Here is a 17,281-nt window from a genome sequence, read left to right as displayed (position 1 = left end):
GCAGACTAAAAGTCTGCAAGGTTGTAACACTTATTTATTTGCCACAAATTACACAAATTAGCACTAATTAATTTGTGTGAATTTGTGTAATTTGTGGCTGAAATTTTTAGAAGCTAAAGCAAATGCACTACAGTACATAGTTTTAAACTATATCTGGGACCAATAAAGTAACTTTATTAATTATTGAAAACGCTTTTTTACACCAAATAAAAACAACGGTAATGAATAAAATAATAAATAAATTTTTAAATTTCATTGATCTTCAAAAAGGAGAAGAAGACCAAAATAAAGTGTTAGAAAACATTATCAGCAATATTTCATTCCGAGGTTCCAATTTATGGATTTTGGCTTGTGCCATTGTTATTGCATCTGTTGGATTAAATGTCAATTCTACAGCCGTTATAATTGGAGCGATGTTGATTTCTCCATTGATGGGACCTATTGTTGGAGCTGGTTTTGGACTGGGCATGTATGATTTTGACTTGGTAAAAAAGTCCATAAAAAACCTTGCAATAGCAACAATTGTTAGCTTAACGGTTTCGACACTATATTTTTATATCAGCCCGTTCAAAGAAGTCCAATCGGAGCTTTTGGCGAGAACTTCTCCTAATATTTATGATATTTTAATTGCTTTTTTTGGAGGATTGGTTGGGGTAATTGCTGTGACTAGAGTCGAAAAAGGAAATCCCATTCCAGGAGTTGCTATTGCCACAGCTTTGATGCCTCCTTTGTGTACAGCGGGTTACGGATTGGCAACTGGAAATTATTTGTTTTTTGGAGGTGCTTTGTATTTGTATACCATCAATTGTGTTTTTATCTGTATTGCGACTTTCGTCATTGTTAAGTTTTTAAAATATCCCATAGCAAAACAAATCGATTTAAAACATCAAAAACAAGTAAAACAAGGAATTACAGCACTTCTCTTAATTATGATTGTTCCTAGTATTTATTTTGCTTACCGTTTGTTTGATGAAAAAAAATACGTTCAACGAACTCAAAGATTTATCGAAACCGAATTTCCCCAAAAAGACTACACTCTCATTTATAAAAAAACGGATTACAATGCCAACCCAAAAACAATTGAATTGGCATTTTTGGCTAAAAAATTCAATCCATTGGAAATTAAATCTCTAAATCAGAAATTAAAAGAGTATAATTTATTAAACACTCAACTGCTTATTAAACAAGATACTTTTGATTTAAAGAACGACATTTTAAATACTATTGGCAATTATAAAAAAACGGGTGACGACAAAGACGAATTAATTCAAAGTTTACAAAAAAAGATTACCGATTTTCAAGTCAATAATATCAAAGTAAGCAATGAAGCCATAATTCTATTTCCTGAAATTAAACCGATCGCCTTAACCCAATATACAAGTAAAGACAAAACCATTCCCGTATTATTATACAAAAGTAAGACCGATTTAAATTTGGATTCTAAAAAAAAGTTAGTGGTTTGGCTAAAACAAAGATTGGAAAAAGACAGTGTAGAAGTTTACAGACAACAAGAATAGGTTGAAATAGTATCAATAAAAAAAGACGTACCTTTACTAGAATAGATTTAAAAAAATAACTCAAAACATACTATCATGTCAAAAAGTCAAGATGCCAAGAAAACGGCAAAAAAAGAACCTCTTAAAACTGCTAAAGAAAAAAAGGAAGAAAAGAGAGAAAAGAAAAATAGCCCGAAAAGAGACTAAAAAATTAGTGTTCAGTGGTCAGTTTTTTAATATTCAGTTCTAATTATTACTGAACACTAAAAAACTGAAAACTGACCACTTTACTTTTATTTAACTGGAATATTTTTTAGAATTTCCAATACAAATTTCCAATATTTTTGAGCCGAAGAAATACTGGCTCTTTCGTCTGGAGAATGTGCACCATGAATCGTTGGTCCAAAAGAAATCATATCCATTTCTGGATAGTTCGTTCCTAGAATCCCACATTCTAAACCAGCATGACAAGCGGCTACATTTGGTTTTTCTCCATTTTGTTTTTCATAAATAGAAACCAAAACATCTAATATCTCCGACTTAGGATTTGGGGACCAACCAGGATATGAACCGGAGAATTCCACTTCGCAACCCATTAATTCAAATGCAGAACGCAAAGCATTTGCCATATCAAATTTGGACGATTCTACTGAAGAACGCGTCAAACACTGTACCGAAAGTTTGCCCTCACCTAGTACAACTTTAGCAATATTATTGGAAGTTTCCACAAGATTATCAAAATCGGCACTCATTCTATAAACTCCGTTGTGTGCTGTGTACATCGCGCGAACAAAATAAAATTGAGCGATTGATGGCATCACCATGGCAGGAACAGTATCTAGTTTTTCGAAAACTACTTCTAGATTTGGTTCAGTAGTTTGAAACTCTGCTTTTATTTCGTTTACAATTTGTTGCATATCGAATACAAAAGCTTCGTCATAAACAGCTGCGATAATTACTTTCGCTGTACTTTCGCGCGGAATTGCATTGCGAAGGCTTCCTCCGTTGATTTCAGAAATCTGCAGTCCAAAATTATCAAAACCATCAAATAACAAACGGTTCATGATTTTGTTAGCATTCCCCAGACCTTTGTGAATATCCATTCCTGAATGCCCTCCGTTTAGTCCTTTTACCTTTATAGAATACCCAACAGAACCTTCTGGGGTTTCCTCTTCATCATATTCGGCAGTGGCAGTAACATCTATTCCGCCGGCACATCCAATACCAATTTCATCATCTTCTTCGGTATCCAAATTCAATAAAATATCACCACGAAGAATTCCTCCTTTTAGGTTCAAAGCACCAGTCATTCCAGTTTCTTCGTCGATAGTAAACAAAGCTTCAATAGCAGGATGCGGAATGTCTTTGCTTTCTAAAATTGCCATAATAGTAGCCACTCCAAGACCGTTATCGGCACCAAGCGTAGTTCCTCTAGCACGAACCCAATCTCCATCTACATACATATCAATTCCTTGAGTGTCAAAATCAAAAACAGTATCTGCATTTTTTTGGTGTACCATATCTAAATGGCCTTGCAAAACAAGCGCTTTTCTGTTTTCCATACCTGCAGTGGCTGGTTTACGGATAATTACATTTCGGATTTCATCTTCAAAAGTTTCCAGCCCCAAACTGTTACCGAAGTCTTTCATAAACTCAATTACACGTTCTTCTTTTTTGGAAGGACGAGGTACCGCATTCAAATCGGCAAATTTGTTCCAAAGTGCTTTTGGTTCTAGATTTCTTATCTCTTGACTCATTCTATTGTATATTTTTTAATTAAAAAGGTTTAAAATAATAAAACCTCAAAGTTACAAACTACTAAGCTAGTTTTATAAAAGTTTTAATTTATTTTAAACCTCATTTTGAATATTATTTTGGATATTATTTTGGATAGCAGAAGCATTTGGCATTCTTAGAACCATACTCCCGCTATCCGTTGCAATCTTATGTGTCAAACCATGACACATAAGGATTTTCACTTCTATCGGGGCTAAAGCAGGCATTTTTCGTTATTAATCATTGCTTAAAAATCTAGAATCTTATACTCTATTAACAACTAACATCATTTCCTACACTTAATCAATTGTTAAATACTCTCATAACTAATCTTTGTAATCTTACACCATTGCAGGAAATTAAAGCCACAAGAGCACATAGAACAACTGTTCACATGAGATAAAAAATTTAATCATAATAAATATTCCAGCAAATTTTTTCTTAAAAAACACAATTTTTATAACTTTATACCATTAGCACATATAAAATAGTCCAATCTACTCGTTCTTTTTCTCCAATACGTCCTCAAAAAATAATTCCATAGCTAAGGCTATGCAATGATTTTTATCGTTGTCTTGAAAAAAAATAATTTCGCATCTTTGGACTATTTTACATTCACTAATGGTATTAAAATTCAATCAATAATACCAATCTGTTTAACCAAATAGTGATTGTATATCATTCCGTTTTTGTTCTAATGCAGTAATGCGTTTTTAAGAGTAACCAAAATTATGCTTATTCATCTATTTTTTAAAGTACTGTTTTTTTGAGTAAAGATCTTTTATGTTTAGGTATTGGATTTATCATGACCAAAATTAAATTTCGAAAGAAGAGTGAAAAAAAATAATCCATAAACTGTTTCAGTTTTTTTATTTCAAATCCTCTGGATAGTTAATTGCTCGCAAAATGCTTTAAATAAAAATGAGAAAAATTAATTTTAGGTGTTTATATTGCTGTCCTTCAAAAAAAGTTGACCAACAAAATGAATTCAATTCAAAATTCAACTACAAAAAAATCCCCTCCGAAGAAGGGACTAATAACTACAAACATTTAAATTTTTTGATAGTTTAAATAAATTTAAATTAACAGAAAACATCATAAAAATCTAAATATTAGTGAATTTTCCAATATTTGAATAATCCCATTTTCTTTCTAATGAGAGAATCCATTCTGAATCTAATGCATTTGTTCCTCGGCTTAATTCCCAATTAGAATTAGGCTCTGTTACGGTGTTTTTTCTCCAAAAAGTTCGGTTTCGAGTATCATCATTTTCGCCTGCTGTAGGCCACATTAAATTATTCCTAGAACTACTACTACCTGTAGATGTAACCCTTGAAACATTTGGAGCACCAAATACATCAATAATTTTATACAATTCATCAGCAATTAAATAGGTTCCTGCGGCATCTTTTTTAAGCAAAGCAATCGCACTATTCCCACTTAGCTGTAGTGGTTTACTAGCATCTGCATTGGCTGTACTTGTTGTTCCCCACAATTGATCACTTGGTACTACAGAAGGATCTGCCTGAGGCGATGCAATCACATAGGTTTTTTCAGCATCAACAATACCGGTTAATAATAATACGTTTGCACTATTAGTAAAACTCCATTCTACTAATGTTTTTTCATCAGTAGAGGCTTGGTAACCGATGGCATAATTACTTAAATCAAGGCTTTTATCAGTTCCATTATACAATTCAATATAACCATTTCGCTTACCTCCTGCTGTTGCATCTGTATTTATAAAAGTAGCCAATTCAGATATTATTAAATCTGATATTGCAGGATTATCAGGTGGAATTGGTTCCTCTTTTTTATCAAATTTAATTTCAGATGTACATGCCATACAAAACGAAAAAGCAATTAATAGAAAGACTTTTAATTTTTTCATAATAAAAACTGTTTTATTATTAATATTTTATTTTTAAATACTATTATGTTTAGAGAATAAATTGGACCGCTAAATTACTATACCAATTGTATTTTGTTTCAGTATTAAAATTATCAATATAAGTAGTATTAATACCTATTTTTAAATTTTTATACTTGTTGTATTTATTGATACCAAAAGTGTACCAATTTTGTTTTTGAATCAGTGATTCTTGAACAGAGTATTCCGGATTGATATTTGTGAATCTAGTATCAATTACCCAACCACTTTTAAACATATACGAAGACTGAAGGTTAAATACAGTACCTGTATTGTATTTTGAACTGGAATAAAGTGCTGTAAATTCTTTGTTTCCTGCTGAGTCTATATATAAATTTTTCCCCTTTACAGCAGCGCTTGTGAACTCACTGATAAAACTAAATCCTTTATATTTAAATATAAAATCAGATACAATTTTTGCATAATTGGCATAGTCTATATTTCCGTTAGCATCGTAAATTCCTGTAATTTGATTAGCACCAGAACCCGTAGCATGGCTAGCTTGAACATTGTAACTACCTGCAATTCCAAAAGCGAATTTTGGTGATGTTTCATAATACATATCATGACTTATAAAGGCATTATTAAATTTAAAATCACCCAGAGGCATAATATCAAGACGCCCTCCATATTTAAATCCTAAATTTTCTTGGGTAGAATTTATTCCTTGACCATTACCTGTGGTTACAGCAATTGAAGGATATATTCTCATTTTATTAATAGAAAAATTAGCATCAAAAAACAACCCGTCCTCTCTGGTAGCTCCTACAAAATTCTGCATCAAACCACCATAAGCAACTCCATCTTTAGAAGTACCGTCTATAGTTTGTGCTAATTCTTGCCCAAATCTTTCATCTGAAAGGGCTAATCTATTGTTTGTCTTTGTTTGTCTTTGTCCCATTGATACTAATAAATGTTTCTCAAAAAAGTTTACACCAACCCAAGCCTCAAGAATACCTGTAGTTCCTGTAAAATCAGTTGTTAATCCCATCAAAACTTTTTCATTTATAAATGATCCTGTAAAATAAATACGTGCTAAATTGATAGAAAACCTATCGGTATGTTGGGTTCCCGAAGCATTCTCCAACTGGGAATAAGCTCCTCCAGTTTGTATTGCTGTAGAGAAATTCAATACTGTTTTCTCTTTTTTACCAAGATTTACGAACAGACCTTTTCCATTTATATAGAGCAAAGTAGAGTCCAATTCAACTTTATTGGCTGTCTTTTTTTGTGCTGTTATACTATTGACCATTAACAAGAGTATAACACAAGATAGAAATAATATTTTTCGCATAATAACTAGTTTTTGTTTTGTAATTGTAAAACTTGATCTTTGTTGATTCTATAAACTCTTAATTTATTTGTCCCTTTAAAAGGTTTGAGAAGATTATTAAATACAAATGAGTTTTTCTCTTCAGGTTCCATTAATTCTATAATTACATTACCCATTTTTTGATGTTCATTAATTACAATTGTACCTGTTGGAATTTCAATTGTTTCATTAGAAATTTCAAATTTGAACTTATCTAATTGGTTGTATGTTTCAACTTCGATTTTTTTTGGTTTATCTACAACTTGATAGACAATTCCCGAGGCATCCAAAATTTTAAAAATCTGCTTGCTTTTCGTTACTAACAAATAGCCATCCGGTCTTTTTCTGGTCACCAACGGTTTTTGCTTAATATTAAAATTAGCTTGAAAAGTTATGGTTTGATATTCATTTGTACAAGTATTTACAAATACAAAAGGGAAATCTATTTTTTCGGATTCTGATTCTAATACAATATCACTTCCTTCGTTTATAGTTTCTAAATCTGCTTTTTGAATTGCTGCCTTTATCAAATCGCTTTTTTGACCCGCAATTTCCAAATAAGATAGTGCAGTTAAAAATGAAGTTTCAATTCTTCTTTTAGCCGCTTTTTCTTTTTCAGAAACTCCTCTGATTTCCATTAAAATTGAAATTCGGTTTTGCAAAGCATAATTTGTGGCACTTGATCTTGCACTGTTCCCCCCAATATTTAAGATTACTTCTTGATCCTTCCAAGCAGTTGTAAGATAGTCAGTTACTTTTCTGTTGTTTTGTTCTAATTTTAATTTTGTTGGTGTTACAAAATCATCAACTATCACTTTCCGAATAGAATTGTTTACATTTAAATTCCCCGTATACAAGAACATGGCATCATAACTAGATGTAAGACAATCATCTATTTCTAAAAAATCTTTTCTAGCTGGCCCATATTCATGGAAATCAATGACAATATGAGGGTTAAATTTATTAATGGCATTTTTTAAATTTACGGTTTCGACTACATTTAAAATCGTCAAGTTTCTATTTAAATCAGTTCCATTATTTGAATCTCTTTTATCATCAATATAGCCATCAACATTGACAATTGGGATTATTTCTAGAATAATATTATCAAGAACTTGACTGTATTTGTCATTATTACTCAATTGATCCATTAAAAACAACATCCCATCTGTACTTATAGGTTCATCACCATGAACGCTAGATAGAAAACAAACACGAATTTTATCTTGTTCGGGGATATTGTTTTTTTTAGAAAAAATGACTAAAGGTACTTTATAACCTCTTTGAGAGGCTCCAATACTACTTACAGTTACTAATTCAGGATATGAAACAGTCAAACGGTTGATATAATCCAGTGTGTTTTGATACCCTGAATAGTATGAGCTTCCTTTTGCAATCGGAAAAGGAATATCCTGAACAGGGTCTGTGAAGAATTTTTCATAGATCCCATTTTTTTCTTGTGCAAAACAGGATGTTGCAGTAATTGAAAAAAACAAATAATATAATAAGGTTTTCATATATCCCTCTTTTTAATAAATTATAATACAATGGTTAACATTATTTGGGCTAAATAACTTCCATTAGCTAATAAAGTTGGTTCGGCATACTCTTGATAACCTAATTCTCCTTGAAGTTTAAATGATTTTCCTGAAAAATATTTTGTTGCCACAAAAGAGTAAAAGTTATTTAAAGCCGCAAAACTAGCAGATTGTTGGTCTTGATATAAATGAGAATAACGCAAACCAAATGAAATATCTGAAGGCAATAAATAACCAGCTTGAATATTATACCCATATCCTAGATTTAGCCTTGATAATACTTTATTTTGTATTTGCTCTGGAGTTTCATTTTTATAGGGTACAAAAACGCCCGAAAGATTAAATTCTCCGGCAATTCCACTTGGAACGGTAGCTTTGGTCTTTACAAATGAACCTAAGGAATAAAAACCACGGTATTTAAACAAATAATCAACACCATATTTTATATAATCTGGAAGAAGAATGTTTTCTGTTGTTCCTCCATATATGTAACGCCCTCCATTTGTGCCTTTTGCAGAAGATGCTCCATCTGCGTAACTATAAATTCCACCAAACACTAATTTAGGTTTTGGTTCACGGATCATATCTTCCATGTAAAATTCTCCTGATTTTGTAAATTCACCAAAAGGTAAATAATCTAATCGAACACCATATTTAAAACCTCCATAATTTTGCTGAAGAGCTGCATTTCCCTCACCAGTAGTAATAGAAGCGTATGGTTTTATCAATTGTTTATTAAATACTCTAAAAGTTCCTGTATATCGTATTCCATAATCAAAAATCGCATCAAAAGCATCTGGAACAGCACTTCTTTCAACAAATCCTAACACTTCCCCTTCAAAACGAATTTCTCTTGTGTCAATATAATCTGCTCGCAATCCAAAATTAATTCTTTGGTTTGGTGTTGGCCTATATTCGATATAAGCATCCTGAAGAACAGGATTATAGGATCTAGCCCCACTTGTAGCACTCTGATAATTCGAAGCAAAATTCAATCTAAATCTATAATACAATTTATTATCAAAAGCATTTCCACTCATTTTCATTCTTGCTCTTCTAATACGAAATTGAGAAGAAAAAGAATCAAATTCATCTGGAGTTTGCATATTATACAAAGTTTGTAAGCTTTGTGTAATATTAAAACTCCCATTTTTGGTAATAAAAGTTACTCCATCTCCTAGTTTGTAATTTTTTTTGATTCGTACTAAACTACTATTTTCAGTATCATACTTTGTAATAACAGAATCATATTCTGTATCCTCAGACTGAACAGATTCTTGCATATCTTCATCTTGAGCCCAAGCATTTAGGCTTAAGAAAAAACAAATTAACATTAAAAACAAAAGTTTTTTATCTATTTGACTCATAGTATTTTCACTTTAAATAACACACTATTTTTGGGATTCGAAATTTCCAAATACTATAATCTCTTTTTCTTTCATCATTTGCTTTCCTTTTGCAAAAACATCTGTTAATTCTAAATCAGAATTAAAAGCACAAAAATCAGCATCATATCCTATTTTTATATGACCTTTTGTTTTTAAGGCTAAGTTTTTAGCAGGATTGGCTGTTATTAATTTAAAGGCTTCTTCAATTGGCACGTTTCCTTCTTTAATCAATAATAGTACTTGTTTTAAATTAAGATTAATCGGCGCTTTTTTAAATCCTATTGTCCTACCGTTTTCATCCATTATCCCAATTCCTGCATTTCCATCACTACTAAATGTCATCATATCAATAGAAACTCCTTTTTCAAGAGCATATAAAACTGATTTATACGGATCTGTATATTTTGTACCACCAGAAGTAATATCTATCATACCTCCTAATTTTGCAAATTCAATTGCTTGTTCAAAAAGAGGAAGAGATCTTCCAACATGTGTTGGAGATATATGTTCTATTGGAAATTCATATTCTTTTACAATTTTCAATAAAACATCCATTCTAGAACTTAAAGCGCCTAAGTGAATGTGTAAAATTCCTTTTTTTCCGGCAATCAAACCACCAACCCGTACTTGTTTTAAAAATCTAAGAAGGTCAATTTCTAAAGGATAAGAAGAGCGTTCATCACTTATGGCTATTTTACATCCAACTACTTTATCAATAAAAATCATATCATCTTGAACAGATTCTGTAAAAGTTACGGCATCCAATCCAAAATAACTGGTAAGAATATAGGCTGATATCCCTTCTGATTCCAAAGACTTTGCTTTAGCATAAAGTGTTTTTATACTTCTTGCACTTCCATCGGTGCCCAACAAACCAACAACAGTAGTAGTTCCACAAGCAATAAATTCAGACAACATAATTTCTGGAGTCATGGATCCAAATCCATGTTTACCTCCTGCACCGGTAATATGAACATGCTGATCAATCAATCCAGGAGTAAGTATTTTTCCTTTTAAATCAAACACTTGAGAATATAGATCTGAATTCGGAATAGAGTTCTCTATCGCTACTATTTTATCTCCTGCCAATAAAATATCTTTAACTCCTATTGATTCTGGAGTATATACATCTGCATTTTTAATTAGTTTTAGCATATATTATAGTATAAAATGAATAATTATCATGACCAAAAAAGTGATCCCAAATGGGATTGCATTTCTTTTTGCAATGTCAAATGGAGAAACTTTGGCAATATTTGAACTTGCAATAAGAACTCCTGAAATTGGCGAAACTGTTCTACCCATTGAAGCAGAAAATTCCATTGGCAAAATCATAGAGGTAGTAGAAACCCCTAATTCATTTGTGATTTTTGGGACTAATGGTCCAAAAGCAAAAAAAGCAGCATTTCCACTTCCCATAAGAACCGAAGCAAAAAATATCATTACTGCCATAACAATACTAATCCCTACACCTCCTAATCCTATACTTTGTGAGCTTGTAATCAAACCATCTATAAATAGTAAACTGATTAAACCTTTAGAAAACATTTCGGCAGCAATAATTAAAGTTACAACCGACTTGAAAATATCACCCATTCCATTAAAAAATATTTGTAAAGACTCAAAAACCATTTTTAAATTTCGAGTTCGTATTAAATCCATCAGTAGCCCAATAAAAACGCAAATAATCATAACAGTAGTAGTATCTATGTGAATAGGCGTTTCAAAAAACGAAAACATTTCAGAGAAAACTAATAATATAATCAATGGAAGTATTGGCAAAATAGCATAATATAAAGGTACCTTTAAAACTATTTCTTTTTCTTCGATTGGAACAGTTGCGCTTGAATTCTCTTTTTTATCAAAATATCTATTTACAAAAAAGAAACAAATCATTAATGTTATTGTTAAAGGAACCATTAACGGAATTTGTGAATCAAAAAAATGTGATACTGATGAAGTGTCAATGATTTTAACGGATCGAGCAGTTATTACAGAAGCAGGCCCAACACCAAAAGCGGTTGTTGCTGTAATAACAGATACTGCTGATAAACGACTAACTCCAAGATTTACCATAATAGGAAAAACGGAAGCCATTAACAACAAACTGAGCCCTGCTGCAGATGGAATACAAATAAACAGAAATTGACCTATTGGAATGACTAAAGAGGCTATTATATAGGGATACTTTTTCATAAGCGACAATGGTTTTAAAGCTAAATAAACCAAAGCATCAGAAGCCCCATTTTTTTCAATAAATGCAACGAAACCTCCAATTGCCATAATTAATAATCCTACTTGAGCGTTGGTTTCGCTAAAAGCTACTTTAATATATTCAAAAATATTTAGAAAGCTTGATCCTGTAGGTTTCACTAATATTGGCATTTTAAATCCTAAAAGCAAAGCAATTATCAACATAAATAAACCACTAAATAGTAAAACTGCCTGTGGATTATATTTTAAAATTAAAAGCCTAGCAACTATCACTATAAAAATTAAAGCAAGTACTGATCCATATAATATCATAAACAAATTTTTAAGAATTAAATTTAAATTTACTTATAAATACCAGAAAATACAATCTTTTAACTTTATTTTAATTTAGAAAAAATAATGTTAATAATCAAATCTTGAACAACTTAACATTATTTTTTTATAATTTATTTTAATAAATAGAAATAAAAGAATAGTCAATAAAATAAACAAAATTTATTTTTAAAAAAAATAATGTATAAAAACGACCAAAATTTGTTTCTTTACAATACAATTTATAAAAAATGAAACGCCGCTACATTCTCCCCATATTCTTATTGATTCAAATCATAATTCTAAAAATCATTCGGTTTTTTCCGGAAAGCGTAGAACGTTTTTACAGCAACGGATTTTATGTTTATCTGTCAAAATTTTCGAGAATCGTCTTAGGAAAAATTCCATTTTCAATTGGGGATTGTATTTATTTTATTTTGATTTTATTCGCTTTAAAATGGTTTTGGACCAAAAGAAAATCTTGGAAGTTAGATTGGAAAAACAATCTTCTGACTATTTTGAGTGTTTTATCCGTGTTTTATTTTTTCTTTCATATACTTTGGGCATTGAATTATTACCGTGAACCTTTGTTTGAAAAAATGGCGATTGAAAGAGATTATACCGATACGGATTTATTGATTTTTACCAAAAAATTAATTGCCAAAACAAATGCCATTCAAAGTCAAATTACAAAAAATGACAGTCTAAAAGTAGTATTCCCCTATTCTCAAAATCAGGTTTTTGAAATGAACCAAAATGGATATCAAAACTTATCTCGAGAGTATGACTTTTTTACCTATTCGCATTTGAGTATCAAGAAATCTCTTTTCAGTTTGCCTTTAACCTACATGGGTTTTGGCGGTTATTTGAATCCGTTTACCAATGAAGCTCAGGTGAATTATTTGGGTCCGATGTACAGTTTTCCAATGACAACGAATCATGAAATGGCACATCAGATGGGATATGCCAGCGAGAGCGAATGTAACTTTATAGGATTTTTATCTTCGATAAAAAATGATAATTTGTATTTTCAGTATTCGGGATATTGTATGGCTTTGCGCTATTGTTTGGGGAATTGGCAAGTACGAAATGAAGAGACATTGAAGCGATTACTCAAAACTGTTCATCCTGGCATTTTGAAAAACTATAAAGAAAGTGAAGATTTTTGGGAACAATACCAAACCCCAATTGAAACGGGATTTCATGCTTTTTATGACCGTTTTCTAAAAATTAACCAACAAAAAGACGGGATGGACAGTTACAGTAAGTTTGTGAATTTGATGGTGAATTATTATAAAGTAAGGTCTTTTTAAATTAAAAGTTATGAGCTAGCCTTATTCCTTTTAGTAAGATCTGCTAAATTCTATTTTAAACAGCATTTAATTTTGAACCATAAGTCATATAAGACAACGTAAACAAGCTTTCTAAGTAGTGATTAAAGTAAAAATATGTGAAAAAAGTTTTGTATTTACTTAAATGGACTTAGTTTTTACTTAACATTATATGACTATCCGTGACTAGTACCATTTCAAAGAATAGATTAATTGTTGAATGTTATTCACAAAACTTTTCCTTTCTGTTCTTTGCGTCGCTGCGACTTTGCTTGAAATTGGGCTCGCAAGGCGCAGAGACGCAAAGGTATATTTTTAATTTTTAGACTCTTGGTATGAGTTACGGACAGTTATATAGTATTATTCAACCTAAAAACTTACATGAATTATAGGGTTTGAAAATTAATTTTAACAAATGCTGTTATTTGTAGGATTAAACTGTAAGATCTAATGAAAAACTAAATTTCTGGAGTAGCCCCGATGGAAGGGAAAATCCTTTTTGAGAACTTTGTCAAAGTTTTGAACTTTGACAAAGTTCTCAAAAAGATTGGAATGACAGCGGGAGAAAAGATGCTATGAATGATCAATTTCTGCTTCTAATTATTTTGATTATTTTAATAAAAAATGTGTCGATTTGTAACAAAATGTGCGGGCGGCGTACTAATGAAATATGAGTGAAAATCTAGAACCTTCTTTTGTCAAGCAACTGCAAGAAAACCAGAATATAATCCACAAGATTTGTCGATTGTATACGTCTGGGGAGGATGCTCATAAGGATTTGTTTCAGGAAATCACGATTCAGTTGTGGAAAGCTTTTCCTAAATTTAGGGGAGAAAGTAAATTTTCGACTTGGGCTTATCGAGTTGCTTTGAATACCGCAATTACTTTGTATCGAAAGAGTAAGCGCAGCATTGCAACAGTTGAGTACGAAGGTAGACAACATTTTACGCATGACATAGAATATAATTATGAAGAAGAAGAGCAGTTGAAATTGATGTATAAGGCAGTTTATCAGCTGAATGATATTGAAAAAGCGTTAGTATTTATGTATTTGGAAGACAAGGATTATACCGAAATTTCGGAAACTTTAGGAATTAGTGAAGTGAATGCAAGGGTAAAAATGAATCGAATAAAAGGGAAATTAAAAAAAATATTAAATCCATTAGGCGTATGAAAGAGTTGGATTTATTAAAAAAAGACTGGAAAAAGAACGCTGCTTCTTTTGAACAGATATCGGAAAACGAGATTTACAAAATGATTCACAAACGATCTTCATCGGTGGTGAAGTGGATTTTTATAATTAGTATTTTAGAACTGGGATTGGGACTAGTCCTAGGATTGGCTTTATCGTTTACCAAATACGACGAGAAAAATGTAGAATTAATTAAACACTTGGGTGTTTATGGATATTATATAGCTACGACTGTGATATTGTATGCTGTGATTTTATTCTTTATTTTTAAGTTTTATACGATGTATCGCAAAATTGCTGTAGATGATAATACCAAAAAACTCATCGCTACGATATTAAAAACACGAAGAGTGGTCAAACAATATATTGCGTTTAACTTAACGTTTTTTGCCGTATTTTTTATCATTTTTGGAGGCTATTTATTTTATGAAGGCTATTTGGAAGGTGCCTCAAAAAATGGTGTTGTCCATCCCGAAATGCCCTTGAATATTGCATTAATATCTTTCTTAGTATTAATTATAGCCACAGCAATTTTTACCTGCGCTTTCTGGCTGATTTACAAATTAATCTATGGGATTTTATTAAAGCGTTTGCAGAATAACTTTGAAGAATTAAAGAAAATTGATTTGTAATTTTAAGTGAGTCGTGAAAAGTGAATAGTTAAATCAAATGTTAACCATTCACTTTTCACGACTCACTTTCTAATAATCCCACTGTCTTTTTTTATTCAATTCTTCTTGTTCCTGAAGTTCTTCTAATGGAATTACTTTTAAGAAAGAAGGATGTTGCTCGATGGCGTATTCTACTTTTTCTACAATTTCATCAATGGTATCATTATCGTAGTCGATATCCAAAGGTTCTTTGATGATGAAGGATTGAAGGATTCCTTTCTTTTTCATCCGTAAACCTTTCTTGCAAAACGAACGTCGGAAACCATCAATTACTATTGGAACAACTATAGGTCGGTGTTGTTTTATGATATGTGCTGTTCCTTTTCGAACAGGTTTAAACGATTTGGTAGTGCCTTGAGGAAACGTAATTACCCAACCATCATCTAATGCAATTTTAATATTCTCCGTATCATTTGGATTTACATCTTTTTTTTCTTTTACATCTTCGCCTTTGGCACGCCAAGTACGTTCTACTGAAATTGCACCTGCATACGCCATGATTCTCGGCAGTAATCCTGCTTTCATAGTTTCTTTGGCTGCTACATAATACATATTCAATTTAGGATTCCACATATACCAAACATTCTTAATAGAATCTTCACGACCGCTTAAACTGGCATTAAAGACATGAAACATGGCTGTTACATCTGCAAAATAAGTTTGATGATTGGAAATAAAAAGTACGTTGGTATCTGGTAGGTTTTTAATAATTTCAGAACCTTCAATTTGCAGTTCATTAAAACCACGATACCTTCTGTGGCTAATAAATCCGAAGATTCGAATCAACCATTTTTTTATAAATAGGATGTGTCCAAAAGGATTTCGCTTAAATAATCCCATAAGATAGATTGTTTTTTTTTAAGATTTGGGATTGCAAAATTACGATTTTTTTTCCTTTTTAAATACTAAAAAAGCGCCCTTTTAACAAAACAAGTTCAATTTATAATTTGCTTTTTTTTAAAATATATTTCAAAATTACTTTCAATTCACTTAACATCATTGCCGTTGCTCCCCAAACAATTTTACCATCAATTTCAAATGCAGGTACATCAATATCAATTGAATATGAAGTATTCATTTTTGTTTTTACAATAATAGCATCACTTAAAAAGGTAGATAATGGTAGTTCAATAATATCAGCCACTTCGATAGAATCTGGATAAAAAGATATTTCCTCTTTGCAAATACCCAAAAAAGGATAAACCATAAAATTACTTGGCTGAATATACAATTGAGTAAATGCTTTTAATACTTCAATTTTACTAGGATGAATACCAATTTCTTCATAGGTTTCTCTTAATGCCGTTTTCTCAAAGTTGGCGTCTTCCGTTTCATACTTTCCACCTGGAAAGGCTATTTGAGAAGAGTGAACTCCTTTGTAGGAATTTCGAACAATTAAAACCAAATGAGTAATTCCGTCTTTTGGATAAAACAACATCATTACGGCTGCAATTTTAGGACTGACTAGATTCATATCGATGGATTTCATTTTTTCCAACCGTTCATTTGGCACCATTAAATTATGCGCTTCTTCGCCTGGAAGATTTACATCATTAAAATATGGAACTAATTGTAAAAAGTCTTGAAAATCCATAATCAAAGTTTATTTTTGCAAACAAATTAATTATAAATATAGTTTAGAAAACAGTGTCAAACAAGTTTTCAACACAAAAACCAAATAGTATGTATAGTAAGGAAGAAAATCAAAAACTTAAACACGAATTTTGGGTTGAATTTGCTCAAAAATACCCCAGAAAATGGGTGTTGTATGACACGAAAATAAAAGATTTTTCTTTTAAATTTTATGTAGAAAACACCAAAGCTCAAGTACATATCGATATTGAAATGCGAAACAAGGAATTGAGAATGCAATATTTTGACAAATTAGTGGCCCTAAAAAATATTATAGAAGATGAATTTGTCAAAGATTTGGTCTATGAAAGAAATCATACTTTGGAAAATGGAAAAACCATCAGCCGTATTTGGGTTGAAAAATTAAATGTAAGTGTAAGTAATCGTAAGTATTGGGATGAGATATTTGATTTTTTCCATGAAAAAATGAATGCTTTAGAATTGTTTTATTTAGAATATGATGGATTCATCAAGGATATTGAAATATAA

Annotated in this window: 15 protein-coding genes; 5 read left to right on the top strand and 10 right to left on the bottom strand. The window is 31.3% G+C overall.

The genetic code is table 11. The annotated features are described in order from the left end of the window. The first annotated feature begins 221 nt into the window (after positions 1–221). Positions 222–1,517 carry a DUF389 domain-containing protein gene (locus OYT91_RS01135; protein WP_281239156.1) on the top strand — a complete coding sequence of 432 codons (1,296 nt, stop codon included), beginning with the start codon at positions 222–224 and terminating at the stop codon, positions 1,515–1,517. Between the two features lie 272 nt (positions 1,518–1,789). Here the strand turns inward: OYT91_RS01135 and OYT91_RS01130 are convergent, their stop codons facing one another. The 8 genes from OYT91_RS01130 to dcuC all read right to left on the bottom strand — a co-directional run bounded on the left by OYT91_RS01130 (position 1,790) and on the right by dcuC (position 11,966). Beyond that, positions 1,790–3,253, bottom strand: a complete 1,464-nt coding sequence (locus OYT91_RS01130; protein WP_281239155.1) for an aminoacyl-histidine dipeptidase — start codon at positions 3,251–3,253, stop codon at positions 1,790–1,792. Between the two features lie 93 nt (positions 3,254–3,346). Then, the gene (locus OYT91_RS01125) at positions 3,347–3,499 is read right to left on the bottom strand and encodes a hypothetical protein (protein WP_281239154.1); all 153 of its coding nucleotides are present in this window, start codon (positions 3,497–3,499) and stop codon (positions 3,347–3,349) included. Positions 3,500–4,377: 878 nt separating this feature from the next. Beyond that, the gene (locus OYT91_RS01120) at positions 4,378–5,163 is read right to left on the bottom strand and encodes a lamin tail domain-containing protein (protein WP_269223460.1); all 786 of its coding nucleotides are present in this window, start codon (positions 5,161–5,163) and stop codon (positions 4,378–4,380) included. A gap of 49 nt (positions 5,164–5,212) precedes the next feature. Then, on the bottom strand, positions 5,213–6,496 hold the full coding sequence (locus OYT91_RS01115) for a hypothetical protein (protein WP_281239153.1): 1,284 nt from the start codon (positions 6,494–6,496) through the stop codon (positions 5,213–5,215). Between the two features lie 5 nt (positions 6,497–6,501). Then, the gene (locus OYT91_RS01110) at positions 6,502–8,031 is read right to left on the bottom strand and encodes a M14 family zinc carboxypeptidase (protein ID WP_281239152.1); all 1,530 of its coding nucleotides are present in this window, start codon (positions 8,029–8,031) and stop codon (positions 6,502–6,504) included. Positions 8,032–8,051: 20 nt separating this feature from the next. Beyond that, positions 8,052–9,419: a putative porin gene (locus OYT91_RS01105; protein WP_281239151.1), complete on the bottom strand. Its 1,368-nt coding sequence runs from the start codon at positions 9,417–9,419 to the stop codon at positions 8,052–8,054. 24 nt (positions 9,420–9,443) lie between these two features. Continuing rightward, positions 9,444–10,595 carry a beta-aspartyl-peptidase gene (gene iadA / locus OYT91_RS01100; RefSeq protein WP_281239150.1) on the bottom strand — a complete coding sequence of 384 codons (1,152 nt, stop codon included), beginning with the start codon at positions 10,593–10,595 and terminating at the stop codon, positions 9,444–9,446. 3 nt (positions 10,596–10,598) lie between these two features. Beyond that, entirely contained in the window at positions 10,599–11,966 is a 1,368-nt protein-coding gene (gene dcuC, locus OYT91_RS01095; protein ID WP_281239149.1) for a C4-dicarboxylate transporter DcuC, read from the bottom strand. A 251-nt stretch (positions 11,967–12,217) separates the two neighbouring features. On the opposite strand from dcuC, the gene OYT91_RS01090 reads away from it, so the two are divergent. The 3 genes from OYT91_RS01090 (at position 12,218) to OYT91_RS01080 (ending at position 15,121) form a co-directional block, all read left to right on the top strand. After that, on the top strand, positions 12,218–13,279 hold the full coding sequence (locus OYT91_RS01090; RefSeq protein WP_281239148.1) for a DUF3810 domain-containing protein: 1,062 nt from the start codon (positions 12,218–12,220) through the stop codon (positions 13,277–13,279). Positions 13,280–13,967: 688 nt separating this feature from the next. Beyond that, on the top strand, positions 13,968–14,471 hold the full coding sequence (locus OYT91_RS01085) for an RNA polymerase sigma factor (RefSeq protein WP_281239147.1): 504 nt from the start codon (positions 13,968–13,970) through the stop codon (positions 14,469–14,471). Continuing rightward, positions 14,468–15,121: a DUF8845 family protein gene (locus tag OYT91_RS01080; RefSeq protein ID WP_269223468.1), complete on the top strand. Its 654-nt coding sequence runs from the start codon at positions 14,468–14,470 to the stop codon at positions 15,119–15,121. The genes OYT91_RS01085 and OYT91_RS01080 overlap by 4 nt, the downstream gene beginning before the upstream one ends. Before the next feature lie 69 nt (positions 15,122–15,190). Here OYT91_RS01080 and OYT91_RS01075 read toward each other — a convergent pair whose 3' ends face one another. Together OYT91_RS01075 and OYT91_RS01070 are read right to left on the bottom strand one after the other, a co-directional pair. Beyond that, positions 15,191–16,000, bottom strand: coding sequence for a lysophospholipid acyltransferase family protein (locus tag OYT91_RS01075; protein WP_281239146.1), 810 nt, complete (start codon positions 15,998–16,000; stop codon positions 15,191–15,193). Between the two features lie 100 nt (positions 16,001–16,100). Next, positions 16,101–16,754 carry an NUDIX hydrolase gene (locus OYT91_RS01070; protein WP_281239145.1) on the bottom strand — a complete coding sequence of 218 codons (654 nt, stop codon included), beginning with the start codon at positions 16,752–16,754 and terminating at the stop codon, positions 16,101–16,103. A gap of 89 nt (positions 16,755–16,843) precedes the next feature. Here OYT91_RS01070 and OYT91_RS01065 point away from each other — a divergent pair, with 89 nt between their 5' ends. After that, the gene (locus OYT91_RS01065) at positions 16,844–17,281 is read left to right on the top strand and encodes a DUF4268 domain-containing protein (protein ID WP_281239144.1); all 438 of its coding nucleotides are present in this window, start codon (positions 16,844–16,846) and stop codon (positions 17,279–17,281) included.

It is taken from the genome of Flavobacterium praedii (assembly GCF_026810365.1).
Taxonomy (GTDB): domain Bacteria; phylum Bacteroidota; class Bacteroidia; order Flavobacteriales; family Flavobacteriaceae; genus Flavobacterium; species Flavobacterium praedii.
This window is presented reverse-complemented; position numbering and strand designations above follow the sequence as displayed.